Here is a 13,194-nt window from a genome sequence, read left to right on the forward strand (position 1 = left end):
ACAATCCATGAAAATGTTATCATTTTTTTGAATATTTCGCAAGAGCGAAAAGCAGCAGCCGCCTTTTCAGCTAATAAAATAATAAAGAGAGCAAACCAGTGGTTAAACTCTCTTTCATTTAATATTTTCGACGCCCAATAAATTTTGCGATATCACGAAGTGTCTTCTTGGCTCTATTCGCAGGGAGTTGTTCAAGAATGTCAAGAGCCTTATCTAAGTACATATCACTTAATGCATGTGACTTTTCAATAGCACCTGATTTTTTTATCTGCGTAATAATGGTTTGAATTTCCGCTGGTTCCAAGTTTTCATGAACCTTTTCGATTTCAAAACGAATCTTTGGATTTTCCATTGCATAAAGCACGGGTGCGGTGATGTTACCTTGTAGAAGATCCCCGCCTGCAGGCTTCCCTAGTTTTTCTTCTGTTGAGGTAAAATCTAGTATATCATCCGTAATCTGATAAGACATACCTACGTAATAACCAAATAGATACAGCTTTTTATGAATGGATTCTTCCACATCTGCAGCAATCGCACCTAATTGACAGCTTGCTGAAATTAATAAAGCTGTTTTCCGCTTAATTCTCCTCAAGTAATCCCTTAGATTTTGATTAAAACGGTATTTGTCTTTAATTTGTTGAATTTCCCCAACTGTTACTTCAACGATTGTATTTGCTAAAATCTTATGCGCTAACGGCTTATTAATTTCAGTCATTAACTCGAGAGAAAGAGCAAATATGAAATCTCCTGTGTACATCGCTGTCTTATTATCCCACTTTGCTTTAACAGTAGGCTGTCCTCTCCGGAGATCTGCATCATCGATGACATCATCGTGGACAAGCGATGCCATATGAATTAACTCAAGGGCAACGGCAACGTTTTTCATCACATCAATGTCATAGCGGCCAAATTTTCCTGCCAGCAAAACAAAAACAGGACGGATTCTTTTTCCCCCTGCCTGCAATGTATGCAAAGAAGCATGCTTTAAAAGGAGTGAGTCCGACTGAATGGTCTCCTCCAGTTTCTTTTCGATTGTATTTATATCAGAATTTAAAAATGAATACATCATTTTTAATTTCATTAGCATTCACCCAGCTTTTCATCCTGTCTACAAGTAGCTTGTCTATTTTTTATAGCCCATATGAACCGCTGCCGCTCCACCGCTATATGGCTTATAAAACACATTATTAAAACCTGCCGTCTCAAACAAACGTGCTAATTCTTTCATATCTGGAAAATCACGGGCAGATTCTTGGAGCCATGAGTACTCTTTGTAACTCTTAGCAAATAATTTACCAAATATCGGCATAATATAACGAAAATAAAAAAAGAATAGCTGCTTATAGCCAATTAAGGTCGGCTGTGACGTTTCCAGGCAAACGGCAACCCCGCCTGGTTTTAATACACGACGCATTTCTTTTAAGACTTGAAGATAATCTGGAACATTTCTTAAACCAAACCCGATGGTAACATAGTCAAAACTATTATCCGGAAAAGGCAGCTCCATGGCGTTGCCGTGAGTTAAGGTGACATGCTTAAGCCCGAGGTTCTTTACTTTTTCAATCCCGACATTAAGCATATTTTGACTAAAATCCAATCCAGTTACCTCACCAGAAGGACCAACGGCTTCTGCTAGTGCAATCGTCCAATCAGCTGTTCCACAACAAACATCCAGCGCTTTAGAACCCTTTTGAACATTCATTCTTTTCATCGTATCTTTCCGCCACTTGAGATGCTGCTGAAAACTAATGACTGAGTTCATTTTATCGTAGTTATCAGAAATTTTCTCAAAAACCTTATGAACTCGTTGTTCTTTCGATTGCTGCATGTGCTTACCCTTCTTCCACTAATGTTTTTGCCATTTTCTGATGTTCATTGATTACCTTACTAATTCTTGCTTCCAAAAAGTCATTTAAATAAGGAAGCTGGTTCATTCCATTTACTATCAATTGAATCGATGAATCGATATATTGATCACATATTGCATGTAAATTACGATATTGTATATCTGTTAAATTTTTTAAAGAGAGATTTTTATTTGAGTAAATGATGTCTTTCATACCTTCAAACATGATACTGCTACCATTATCGGAAAGCTGCTTTTTTTCATGCAGTAAACGCTTTACTAATAGGAAACATGATAACCACTCATTCCAAATATCTACTTTAAAGTAACCCGAAAACCTAGTTAATAATGCGCTTTCCATTTTCATCACACTTATCATCAGACTTTCAATACTTGAAAGCTCTTTTTGGTAAACAGAGATTTTATGCTCGTTAATCTCTTTAATCCCTTTTGAAAGTTCCTTGATCATTTCTATATTTTCAGAATCAGCAAGTAATTTATAATAAAGTCCGCTATAATAATCTCCGGCTAACACGGTTAATTGTCGTTGTTTCTCATCAACAGCTGCATTTGAAATATGCTCATGGGTATCAAGGGCAATTTGAATAAGCATAGTCGTCATAGCATAGTTTTTTATTTCATCAGAAGTCAATTCGAGCCGATCCATAATAGAGACAAGAATTAACAGCTTATCTTCATCAATTACGGGTGTTTCAATATATTTTAGCAAGTAAGGATGAAGTACCTTTCCTTCTACTTGCTCCTTTACATCAGTAAATTTTTGTCGAATGTCTGGCAAATTAATCACCCTTGCTTCCCCGAAGTAGAATATTATATTTAGTTCCTTTTAAAAAACAAGGCAGTGACAATTATATCATAAAAGGGTTAGAATGGGCAGGAATTCACAAAATAAATACTCTTTCACTGAGGGAAAAGGAACAATGAAAGGAGATTATTGGATTAATTATCCAACAAGAACAGATTACTTCTTCATTTCACTTTCCACTTCACCGAAATGGGTGATGATTTTCGCATTACCTCTAATTTTTATTGCTGATGTATGCTCGGTAAATTGAGCAATTAATACTTCGCCTTTATCAAGCTTTTCTGAATGATGAAATCTTGTATCCGTTCCCCTTGTTAACCCAATTACACTGACCCCATCATCCACTGCTTTTATCACAACAAAATCACTATTTTGCGGCTGACGTTTTTCCATATAATCACCCCACTTAATTCTTAATTCTTAATTAATGCCAGAATTTCTGCTCGAGCAATGGTATCCTCAGCTAACGTACCCCTTACTGCCGTCGTGACTGTTTGAGCTCCAGGTTTTTTAACACCCCGCATCGTCATACACATATGCTCTGCCTCAACAACTACCATAACTCCATGTGGGTCTAATTTTTCCATCATACTATCTGCAACAGTGGATGTAATTCTTTCTTGGAGCTGTGGCCTCTTGGCAACTGCTTCAACTGCTCTAGCCAATTTACTCAAACCAGTAACACGGCCGTTTTTTGGTATATAGGCAACATGTGCTTTTCCATAGAAAGGTACAAGGTGGTGCTCACACATAGAATAAAATGGAATGTCTTTTACTAAAACTAATTCTTCATGATCTTCACTAAATATCGTCTCAAAATGCTTACTTGGATCTTCGTTTAAGCCACTAAAAACTTCTTCATACATTTTGGCAACACGCTTAGGTGTGTCGAGCAAACCTTCCCGGCTGGGATCCTCACCAATTGCTTTTAATATTAAACGTACCGCTTCTTCAATTTGGGTACGATCCACTACTGACATATGTATTCCTCCTAAATTGTAAAACAATTATGTATAGTTAACAAATACATATTAGCACAATCAGTGGGATGAAACAAAAAAAGAAAAACCAAAACTCGAGGTTCCTAAGCAAATGAAAAAAGGCCATGGAATAAACCATGACCTTTTTTGCTCAAGCATTCGCTTAAAGCAATAATTTATGTAATTATTTTACTGCATCTTTAAGCGCTTTACCTGGTTTAAAAGCAGGAACTTTGCTTGCACCGATTTCGATTTCTTCACCAGTTTGTGGGTTGCGACCTTTACGGGCAGCACGCTCACGTACTTCAAAGTTTCCAAAACCAATTAGTTGAACTTTATCACCATTTTTTAAAGCATCTAAAATTGAATCAAAAACAGCATCAACTGCTTTTGTAGCGTCTTTTTTAGAAAGTTCGCTTGCTTCAGCAACTGCGTTAATAAGTTCTGTCTTGTTCATGCCATTCACCTCCTCCCAATAAAATAGTAAGATCCGTAAATAAGTTTACTTATCTACATTTCTAAACAATTTTTCTAAATTCTATACGTCACAGCGCGTTTTTATAGACAAAGTATTCAAATTATTGCTTCATTAGTAAATTTAAACTACTTCTTTAACAAAACCCTTATAAATAAAGGTTTTAAGCACTATAACGTAAGTCTGTTAAAAGATTATCACAATCATTTACGCTTATCAAGAATAATTCATGAAATTATGGTAATCTTTTCTTCGTTTCGACAAAATTCTACCGTAAATAAAAAATTCGGATACTTAATTTGCAGAATAATAAAAAAAAGACCCCGAATGGAGTCCTAAAACTAGAGAATAATGGCGATTAATCCTCCTGAGCCTTCATTAATAATTCTTTCTAACGTTTCTTTAAGTTTGTATCTTGCATTCTCTGGCATCAACGATATCTTTGCCTGAATGCCTTCTCGTACGATTGAGTTTAAAGAGCGTCCAAAAATATCAGAATTCCAAATGGATAACGGATCATCCTCAAAGTCTTGCATTAAATAACGGACTAGTTCCTCACTTTGTTTTTCAGTCCCAATAATTGGAGCAAATTCAGATTCCACATCCACTTTAATCATGTGAATAGATGGTGCAACCGCCCTGAGTCTTACGCCAAACCTTGCACCTTGGCGAATAATTTCAGGCTCTTCTAGACTCATATCAGATAGTGTCGGCGAAGCAACCCCATAACCTGTTTGCTTAACCATCTTTAATGCATCTGCTATATGATCATACTCCGCTTTAGCATGAGCAAAATCCTGCATAAGCTCAAGAAGATGATCTTTTCCTCTGATTTCTACTCCGACAATTTCTTTTAAAATATCATCATAGAGTTCATCAGGAGCATACAAGTCAATTTCAGCTATTCCCTGCCCCATCTCAATACCAGCTAATCCTGCTCTCTCTATATAATCAAAGTCGCTAAATTGCTGGACAACTCTATCAACATCTCTTAATCGTTTAATATCCTTCACCGTTTCTTTTACTGCTTCTTGATAGCTTTCACGAAGCCAGTGATTTTCTCTTAGCACCATTACCCAGCTTGGAAGGTTTACATTTACCTCAAGTACTGGGAACTCATAAAGGGCTTCCCGGAGGACATTAAGTACATCACTGTCCCTCATGCTTTCAACACTCATTGCAATAACGGGAATGTCATATTTTTCGGCAAGATTGGATCTAAGCGTTTCTGTGCTTGGATGATGTGGCTGAGCACTGTTGACGACCATGATAAATGGTTTACCAACTTCCTTCAGCTCTTCAATCACTCTTTCCTCGGCTTCAATATAATTACTCCGTGGAATTTCACCGATAGTTCCATCTGTTGTAACCACCACACCAATTGTGGAATGCTCTTGGATCACTTTTCTCGTTCCAATTTCTGCAGCCTCATGAAATGGAATTGGTTCTTCATACCAAGGCGTAGTAATCATCCTTGGTCCATTTTCATCTTCATATCCTTTGGCACCTGGGACCGTATACCCCACACAATCGACTAGGCGAATATTGACATTCAGCCCCTCATCAACATGTACCGAGCAAGCCTGATTAGGAACAAACTTTGGCTCCGTAGTCATAATGGTTTTTCCTGCAGCACTTTGTGGAAGTTCATCCTGAGTTCTTGATCTTTCCGCTTCGTTGTCTATATTCGGTAGTACCACTAGCTCCATAAATTTTTTAATAAATGTAGATTTCCCTGTTCGAACAGCACCTACAACTCCTAAATAAATATCACCGCCGGTTCTCTCGGCAATATCTTTAAAAATATCAACCTTTTCCAAGTGATCCCCTCCCGATCATTGAGTAAAGTGGGATAATATTATCCATCTAGGTATTTTTGGACAATATATGTTTATGACGTTGTCCTATATTCTTATGACACTTTTCTAAATTATTTTTTACCCCCTTAAAAAATATTCATAAGATTACTAGTATTTGTTGTGTCTGAACAGTTTGATCGAATGAGGGTTTCCCATTAAAGAAAACACGACGGTTATTATGTTTGAACAGAATCCATTATCGCGATTAGTGAATTCTGCTTAATAACCAAAAAACCCTTCTCCTACAATATATTTCGCAGGCGAAGGGTTATGACTAATTGCTATTATTGCTTTAAAAAAACAGGTTCCTTATTTTCATCATCTATCGTATAAGGCAGGGAGTACGCAGGAACGAACATTGAATTTTCGACGAGAATATTACGAATATCCTCTCCTGGTTTTAGCACCATCTCAGATTTTTGAAGCGTCTGAAATAAATCTTGACGGTAATCAACAAAAATTTCAGCATCCCCTGTTACGACATAAGGGAGATTTTGATTGGAGAATGGGCTAACCGCATATGGCTGCTGTTTATATCCTAATTTCTGAAAATCAAGCGAATAGACGTTATCCGCAATTTGCTCCTTATAAGGGGGATAACCCATAGATCTGATTTTCAACTTAATATCACGAATCGTTTCCGCAACCCGTAAGTCAAGTAATTTAACTGTTGGATTCGTCTCTACTTCGACAAGGACGTATTGGAAGATACCCCCGCTTTCAAAAGCATTTCCTGGCGGTTCTGCAAGATATTTAGGTGCTATCTTTTTAAAATCGATTGGGTATTTTTGATATATCGGAGTATCTGCTTCTTTTGTTTTTATTGGCAAAATCCCCCCATTATCCTCACGGAAAGAGTCAACCGCCTGTTGAACTGCTTGTAATTGATCCGCATAAGGGATCTGATTTTTCGCTAATTTCTCGTCAGGATACATACATCCTGATAAAAACAAGACTGATAATACGATAAAGGTACTAAGCACTTTCAATTTCATACAATCACCTATCGTTTAAGTTTTTATCCCGCATTAACGGGCAGTAAAACCCCCACTGATCGAAAGTTTCACTTTATGTAAAAAGGACGATAAATAAAATGAATCCTGCAATAATTAAAAATATGTAAGCAAGAATGGCGGTAACAGCTTTTAATACTCCTTTAAACTTATAACGACTTAAATAGATTGTGATAATTGCTAGAAACATTATTCCAATCCCAGCAATAGATATCCACATTTTTAGCATTCCCGGTGACAAAATGACACCCCCTTTTTTCGAAAGTTATTATATCACAGTAAAATCATTTGATAAAAACCTTTCTATTTGCCAAAATAAAAAACTGAAGTAAAGAGGGGCGAATTCCTTACTTCAGCCTTATTGACTAAACAACCCAGTCTCTAGGTTCATACTACATGTGTTCTTCGATGCATTGTATGCAATTTAGAGAGAAAGCGCATCGTAAGAACGCCTATTTTCACAGGAAAAATGCACAATTTTATTCTTCGGTATTTCTTTCTTCAAGTACATTTACTAAATCTTCCATTTCATGCGTTTTTCCACGAGCCATTAATACATCAACAGCATCCTTTGCATTCTTGCCATTAAACAAAACATCATAAAGAGCATATGTGATAGGCATGTTTACATCATACTTTTTAGCAAGCTGATAGGCTGCTTTCGTCGTTCTAACGCCTTCAACAACCATCCCCATATTTTCAAGTACCTCGTCGAGTGATTTCCCTTTTCCAAGCAGATTACCAGCTCGCCAATTCCTTGAATGAACGCTTGTACACGTAACAATTAAATCACCGATCCCTGCTAAACCGGAGAAGGTAAGTGGATTGGCTCCCATTTTGGTCCCTAAGCGGGCAATTTCTGCCAGTCCCCGTGTAATAAGGGCTGCTTTCGCATTATCTCCATATCCTAATCCATCCGTTATTCCCGCTGCTAAAGCAATGATATTCTTCAACGCACCGCCAATTTCAACTCCGATGACATCTGGATTTGTATAGACACGGAAATTCTGATTGATAAATAAATCTTGAATTTCTTCAGCAGCCCCCATATCTTCAGAGGAAACTGTAACGGTTGTGGGATGACGAAGACTAACTTCCTCTGCATGGCTTGGCCCTGAAAGGACAACAACAGCTTTCAAGAGCTCCTCAGACATTTCTTCCTTAATCATTTCTGTTATTCTCATTAATGAATCCGGCTCAATCCCCTTACTAACGTGAGCGATGGTTATTGGAGTATTATGAATCGAACGTATCTTACCAAGAACTTCACGAATAGCTTTAGTCGGTACGGCTAAAATAACCGTTTCGATCCCTTTAAGGGCGTCTCTTAGCGACCCATAGCCAATAATTAACTCCGGTAGTTGGATTTCTGGCAAGTATTTATTATTTGTATGGAATTGATTAATTTCAGTTACTTGCGATTCATTATGACTCCATAACCGAACTTCGTGACCATTGTCAGCAAGTACCATAGCTAGGGCAGTGCCCCAGCTACCAGCGCCGACCACGGCAATTGCTTTATTTTTCTGCAATACAATCACTCCCACCGTAAAATTTTTATTTTCTTTCTCTAGCATAAATTTTTATCGGGGTTCCTTCAAATCCAAAAGCATCTCGAATTCGATTTTCTAAGAAGCGTTCATAAGAAAAATGCAATAATTCAGGTTCATTTACAAATACAACAAAAGTAGGTGGCTTAACTGCAACTTGAGTTGTGTAATAAATCTTCAAACGCCGCCCTTTATCAGTCGGTGTTGGATTCATCGCAACAGCATCCATGATAATATCATTCAACACGCTTGTTTCTACCCTCATTGAATGGTTTTCACTTGCGACGTTAATCATCGGCAGCAAAGTATGAATCCGTTTTTTTGTTTTCGCTGATAAGAATACAATTGGAGCATAGCTTAAGAATAGAAAATGTTCTCTAATCTTTTGTTCAAGTTCTTTCATTGTTTTTTCGTCTTTTTCGATTGCATCCCATTTGTTCACGACGATGACAACGGCACGTCCTGCTTCATGTGCATATCCAGCAATCTTCTTATCCTGCTCAATAATTCCCTCTTCAGCATTAATAACAACTAAAACGACATCGGAGCGTTCAATTGCCCTTAGTGCGCGGAGAACACTATATTTTTCAGTGCTTTCATATACTTTTCCTTTTTTTCTCATACCAGCGGTATCAATAATAACGTATTCTTGCCCGTTATATGTATAAGGAGAGTCGACCGCATCACGAGTTGTCCCAGCAATATCACTGACAATGACCCGATCCTCACCAAGAATAGCATTCACTAATGATGATTTCCCAACATTCGGACGTCCAATTAAAGAAAACTTTATAACATCCTCATCATATTCCTGGCCTTTATTTTTTGGAAAATGCTTTGCTGCTTCATCCAATAAATCTCCCAATCCCAATCCATGCGAGCCAGAAACAGGAATTGGTTCACCGAATCCTAATGAGTAAAAATCATAAATCTGTTCACGCATCTCCGGATTATCAACTTTATTGACTCCTAACACGATCGGTTTCTTCGATTTATATAAAATCTTAGCTACCTCTTCATCTGCAGCGGTTACTCCTTCTCTTCCATTTGTTAAAAAAATAATAACATCTGCTTCATCAATCGCAACTTCAGCCTGTTGACGGATTTGTTCTAAAAATGGTTCATCGCCAATATCAATTCCGCCTGTATCAATCACATTAAAATCATGTGTTAACCATTCCCCTGAGCTATAAATTCGATCACGAGTAACACCCGGGATATCCTCAACAATGGAAACTCGCTCCCCCACAATTCTGTTGAAGATTGTTGATTTTCCAACGTTCGGTCTTCCTACAATGGCTATAACAGGTTTTACCATCATAATCGCCATCCTTCCTGTCCAATATATGTAAAATCTTGTTTTCTTTTGTTAATGATAAAGAAACCCTTCTTATCCTAGAGAAGGGTCTAACCATATTATTTTAGCAATGTTAATCCTTTCCCGCAATGAATATCTAATTTAAGACGATTTTTGTTTTCCTTTTTCGAAAAGATGAATATGATTTTGAAATATCGTACTTGCATTTTCTAGGATACTCCAGGATATCAATAATAGGGAAATTAACGCACAAACATCCAGATAGGCAAGTGTCCCAATCGGATAGGAAAAATTAAATTTAGTTAAATAATAGCCATATAAAACTTCTCCCTGCATGGTTCCACTAACAATAATTAACAATCTTCCACTCAATGTTTTTTGCAAAAGAATAGCTAATATTGAAAAACATATCCCCATCATCCATTCCTTTTTAAAGATTATCCATATGGGGTCAAATATTTCAAATAAATGAAAAGTGACGTAAGCCATCGTAATCGTAAAAGAACAGATAAATGAGTAAAGCAAATGACCAAACTTTTCCTTACTGAAAAAATAATAAGATAATAACAGCAACACCAGTCCGCCAGCATAAATATCAAAGGATCCAATAACAAAGTGAAAATTGGAGAGGATGATAATGAATAAAAGACAAGCAGCGGATTTCATTCGATATGGATTTTGCTTATTTAAAACAAACGTCAAATATACCCAAGAAAACCAAAAGATCCAATAAAAAAACAAACCTTCCAATCACACACACCTCCTAATGTTTCCATTATCGACATTCTTTATGTACTTTCATACTTCCTTGAATAATCTTTACCCTTCAAAATCATCTTAATAGTAGGAGGTGTGGAATAATGGGAAAGGACCGGCAGGAAAAAAAGCTTAAAACAAGTAAAAGAGTGGAATCTGATCGAGACCAGGCACTGCACTATCCAGGTGCCACGAAACTATCTAGCCCCGAAGAAGCAAGAGGCTTAAATGATGGAAAGTATAGTTAAATAAATAACGCTCTCGCAATTTTTTTTTTGCGAGAGCGTTATTTATTTAATCGTGCGTTGGCTATAGGTTTTTGTATCTATTCCTCTTTGCGATAACCAGTGATGGGTCTGACCGGATATCATCAGTGGAGCTTTTTGTAATTCACCGATTGTTTTGGCTCCTACTGCAGACATAATCATTGCTAAATCCTGATGAAGCAAATTGATTTCTGTATACAAGGAATCAATCCCTTCCTCCATTAATATTTTCAAGAAATGTCCAGCAAAACCAATTGCCTTCGCACCAACGGCTAGACCTTTTGCGGCATCGAAACTCGTTGAAATTCCCCCTGAACCGATTATTGAAACATCGCCTGAAACTGAAGATGCCTCCATTAAAGAAATCGCAGTCGGAATCCCCCAGTTATTAAAAAATGACAAAGATCTTTCACTTCGTTTATTTTCAATTTGGGCAAAATTAGTGCCGCCAAATCCCCCCACATCAACAGCCGCAACCCCTAAAGAAGAGAGAGTTTTGACGGTTTCTTTGCTCATGCCAAAGCCTACTTCCTTGGCGATAACAGGAACACCAACCGATTGGACAATTTTCTCAATCCTTTTTAGTGCACCAGCAAATTCCCTGTCTCCTTCTGGCATACTTAACTCCTGAATGACATTCAAATGGACCTGCAGCGCATTGGCTTCAATCATTTCAACCGCAATTTTCGCCTCATCCGGTGTTGCTTCACTTCCTAAATTAGCGAAAATAATACCTGAAGGATTTTCTTTTCTGACAACTTCATACGTATATCTTTCATCCTTATCCTTCAATGCGGCCATCTGCGAACCAACTGCCATTGCCAGACCTGCAGAATTAGCGACCTCAGCTAGTTGTTTGTTAATTCGATATGTTCGATCGCCACCGCCGCCTGTCATCGCATTGATAAAAAATGGCGAACTTAAAGAAAGTTCGCCAATAGTTTGGTGAAAGGTAACATCTGAAACATTCACATTTGGTAGACTTTGATGAATAAATTGAATATCATCAAATGCTGAAAAACTTTGCTGCCCATTTTCTAAGGCAAAGCGGATGTGATCCCATTTTCTCCCAGATCTAGACACTAAAAATCACCATTATTTTCTTAGATTCTTTAATTTATCCCCAATAACTTCGCCAAGCTGGAATCCTTTTGATTCTTCTGGCAGTTCATAATCGAGATTTTCCTCCACTTCTTTTTCAAGAAGATCTTTAATACTTAAGGATAGACGTTGCTCCTGCTCATTGGCGTCCAGTACTTTTACCTTTACCTCTTGCCCTTCTTTTAATACTTCATGTGGTGTAGCAATATGCTTATGAGCAATTTGAGAGATGTGGACAAGCCCTTCTACCCCAGGGAAAACTTCAACAAATGCACCATAGGATACTAATCTTCGAACTGTACCTGTTAGAGTACTGCCTTTTGGTGCTTTTTCCGAAATATTTGACCATGGTCCTGGCTGAGTTTCTTTAATGGATAAAGAGATTCTTTCATTATCACGATCAACATTTAATACCTTTACTTTTACTTGTTGACCCTCTTGAACAACATCAGTTGGTTTTTCAACATGCTTGTACGATAATTGGGAAATATGAACAAGGCCATCAATTCCACCGATATCAACAAATGCGCCAAAATCTGTGATTCTTTGGACAGTCCCATCAATAACTTGTCCAGGATGGATAGAATGAAGGAGGTTTTTCTTCTGTCTGCCTTTTTCTTCTTCCACTACCGCACGATGTGAAAGTATCAATCGGTTCTTTTCTTTATCCAGTTCAACTATTTTAAATGCAATTGTTTGACCTTTATAATCAGAAAAATCTTCGACAAAGTGTGCTTCAACTAGCGATGCTGGAACGAAACCGCGAACGCCAAGGTCGACAACAAGTCCGCCTTTTACAACATCCTTGACTTCGGCATCGAATATTTCACCATTATTGAAACGTTGCTCTAAACTAACCCATGCTTTCTCAGCATCGAATTTTCTTTTAGAAAGAATTAGTGCTTCTTCTTCTACTTTTAAGACTTCGAGGTCTAAAGCATCACCTTCTGCTACGACATCAGAAGCTTTTTCAACATGAAGGCTAGAAAGCTCGCTAATAGGGATAATGCCATCTAATTTACTATCCTGAATATTAACGATTACCTGTTTTTCTTCTACCTTTGTAACTTGTCCTGTAACATGGTCTCCGATGGCAAAATTTCTTACTTCAACTTGGTTCATATCTTCTGACATATGTACTCCTCCTTAATCCATAACTACTCAAAATATATGATGTGATTCATGCCGCACGCACAAATCCCAT

General features: G+C 37.5%; 15 protein-coding genes. 1 reads left to right on the top strand and 14 read right to left on the bottom strand.

Annotated features, from left to right (window positions below):
* Positions 1–118: 118 nt before the first annotated feature.
* From hepT to ACWM35_RS05070, 12 genes are all read right to left on the bottom strand, one after another.
* Positions 119–1,081 (bottom strand): heptaprenyl diphosphate synthase component II, encoded by a 963-nt coding sequence (gene hepT / locus ACWM35_RS05015; RefSeq protein ID WP_454816074.1) that lies wholly within the window; start codon positions 1,079–1,081, stop codon positions 119–121.
* Between the two features lie 42 nt (positions 1,082–1,123).
* Entirely contained in the window at positions 1,124–1,828 is a 705-nt protein-coding gene (locus tag ACWM35_RS05020) for a demethylmenaquinone methyltransferase (protein ID WP_454816075.1), read from the bottom strand.
* Between the two features lie 4 nt (positions 1,829–1,832).
* Positions 1,833–2,654, bottom strand: coding sequence for a heptaprenyl diphosphate synthase component 1 (locus ACWM35_RS05025; RefSeq protein WP_454816077.1), 822 nt, complete (start codon positions 2,652–2,654; stop codon positions 1,833–1,835).
* Between the two features lie 174 nt (positions 2,655–2,828).
* Positions 2,829–3,065, bottom strand: coding sequence for a trp RNA-binding attenuation protein MtrB (gene mtrB / locus ACWM35_RS05030; RefSeq protein WP_454816079.1), 237 nt, complete (start codon positions 3,063–3,065; stop codon positions 2,829–2,831).
* 20 nt (positions 3,066–3,085) lie between these two features.
* On the bottom strand, positions 3,086–3,652 hold the full coding sequence (folE, locus tag ACWM35_RS05035) for a GTP cyclohydrolase I FolE (RefSeq protein WP_454816081.1): 567 nt from the start codon (positions 3,650–3,652) through the stop codon (positions 3,086–3,088).
* Between the two features lie 184 nt (positions 3,653–3,836).
* Positions 3,837–4,109: a non-specific DNA-binding protein Hbs gene (gene hbs / locus ACWM35_RS05040; protein WP_034676225.1), complete on the bottom strand. Its 273-nt coding sequence runs from the start codon at positions 4,107–4,109 to the stop codon at positions 3,837–3,839.
* Between the two features lie 359 nt (positions 4,110–4,468).
* Positions 4,469–5,947 carry a stage IV sporulation protein A gene (spoIVA, locus tag ACWM35_RS05045; RefSeq protein ID WP_454816083.1) on the bottom strand — a complete coding sequence of 493 codons (1,479 nt, stop codon included), beginning with the start codon at positions 5,945–5,947 and terminating at the stop codon, positions 4,469–4,471.
* A 323-nt stretch (positions 5,948–6,270) separates the two neighbouring features.
* Positions 6,271–6,981, bottom strand: a complete 711-nt coding sequence (locus ACWM35_RS05050) for a hypothetical protein (RefSeq protein WP_454816085.1) — start codon at positions 6,979–6,981, stop codon at positions 6,271–6,273.
* 73 nt (positions 6,982–7,054) lie between these two features.
* On the bottom strand, positions 7,055–7,240 hold the full coding sequence (locus ACWM35_RS05055) for a DUF2768 domain-containing protein (RefSeq protein ID WP_454816087.1): 186 nt from the start codon (positions 7,238–7,240) through the stop codon (positions 7,055–7,057).
* Between the two features lie 238 nt (positions 7,241–7,478).
* Positions 7,479–8,576, bottom strand: coding sequence for an NAD(P)H-dependent glycerol-3-phosphate dehydrogenase (locus ACWM35_RS05060; protein WP_454816088.1), 1,098 nt, complete (start codon positions 8,574–8,576; stop codon positions 7,479–7,481).
* Complete coding sequence (der, locus tag ACWM35_RS05065) at positions 8,557–9,867, bottom strand: ribosome biogenesis GTPase Der (protein ID WP_454816090.1); 1,311 nt, start codon at positions 9,865–9,867, stop codon at positions 8,557–8,559. Before der ends, ACWM35_RS05060 begins: the two co-directional genes overlap by 20 nt.
* Before the next feature lie 141 nt (positions 9,868–10,008).
* Complete coding sequence (locus tag ACWM35_RS05070) at positions 10,009–10,617, bottom strand: YphA family membrane protein (protein ID WP_454816091.1); 609 nt, start codon at positions 10,615–10,617, stop codon at positions 10,009–10,011.
* Positions 10,618–10,727: 110 nt separating this feature from the next.
* Between ACWM35_RS05070 and ACWM35_RS05075 the strand changes: the two genes are divergently transcribed.
* Complete coding sequence (locus ACWM35_RS05075; protein WP_454816093.1) at positions 10,728–10,871, top strand: YpzI family protein; 144 nt, start codon at positions 10,728–10,730, stop codon at positions 10,869–10,871.
* A gap of 42 nt (positions 10,872–10,913) precedes the next feature.
* Here the strand turns inward: ACWM35_RS05075 and fni are convergent, their stop codons facing one another.
* Positions 10,914–11,972, bottom strand: a complete 1,059-nt coding sequence (fni, locus tag ACWM35_RS05080; RefSeq protein ID WP_454816095.1) for a type 2 isopentenyl-diphosphate Delta-isomerase — start codon at positions 11,970–11,972, stop codon at positions 10,914–10,916.
* Between the two features lie 12 nt (positions 11,973–11,984).
* Complete coding sequence (gene rpsA, locus ACWM35_RS05085; protein ID WP_454816097.1) at positions 11,985–13,124, bottom strand: 30S ribosomal protein S1; 1,140 nt, start codon at positions 13,122–13,124, stop codon at positions 11,985–11,987.
* Positions 13,125–13,194 lie beyond the last annotated feature (70 nt).

It is taken from the genome of Neobacillus sp. K501, assembly GCF_053749995.1.

Coding starts and splice junctions, on each gene's coding strand:
- hepT (WP_454816074.1), bottom strand. CDS start 1,081: ATGAAATTAAAAATGATGTATTCATTTTTAAATTCTGATATAAATACA.
- ACWM35_RS05020 (WP_454816075.1), bottom strand. CDS start 1,828: ATGCAGCAATCGAAAGAACAACGAGTTCATAAGGTTTTTGAGAAAATT.
- mtrB (WP_454816079.1), bottom strand. CDS start 3,065: ATGGAAAAACGTCAGCCGCAAAATAGTGATTTTGTTGTGATAAAAGCA.
- folE (WP_454816081.1), bottom strand. CDS start 3,652: ATGTCAGTAGTGGATCGTACCCAAATTGAAGAAGCGGTACGTTTAATA.
- hbs (WP_034676225.1), bottom strand. CDS start 4,109: ATGAACAAGACAGAACTTATTAACGCAGTTGCTGAAGCAAGCGAACTT.
- ACWM35_RS05050 (WP_454816085.1), bottom strand. CDS start 6,981: ATGAAATTGAAAGTGCTTAGTACCTTTATCGTATTATCAGTCTTGTTT.
- ACWM35_RS05060 (WP_454816088.1), bottom strand. CDS start 8,576: ATGCTAGAGAAAGAAAATAAAAATTTTACGGTGGGAGTGATTGTATTG.
- der (WP_454816090.1), bottom strand. CDS start 9,867: ATGGTAAAACCTGTTATAGCCATTGTAGGAAGACCGAACGTTGGAAAA.
- ACWM35_RS05075 (WP_454816093.1), top strand. CDS start 10,728: ATGGGAAAGGACCGGCAGGAAAAAAAGCTTAAAACAAGTAAAAGAGTG.
- rpsA (WP_454816097.1), bottom strand. CDS start 13,124: ATGTCAGAAGATATGAACCAAGTTGAAGTAAGAAATTTTGCCATCGGA.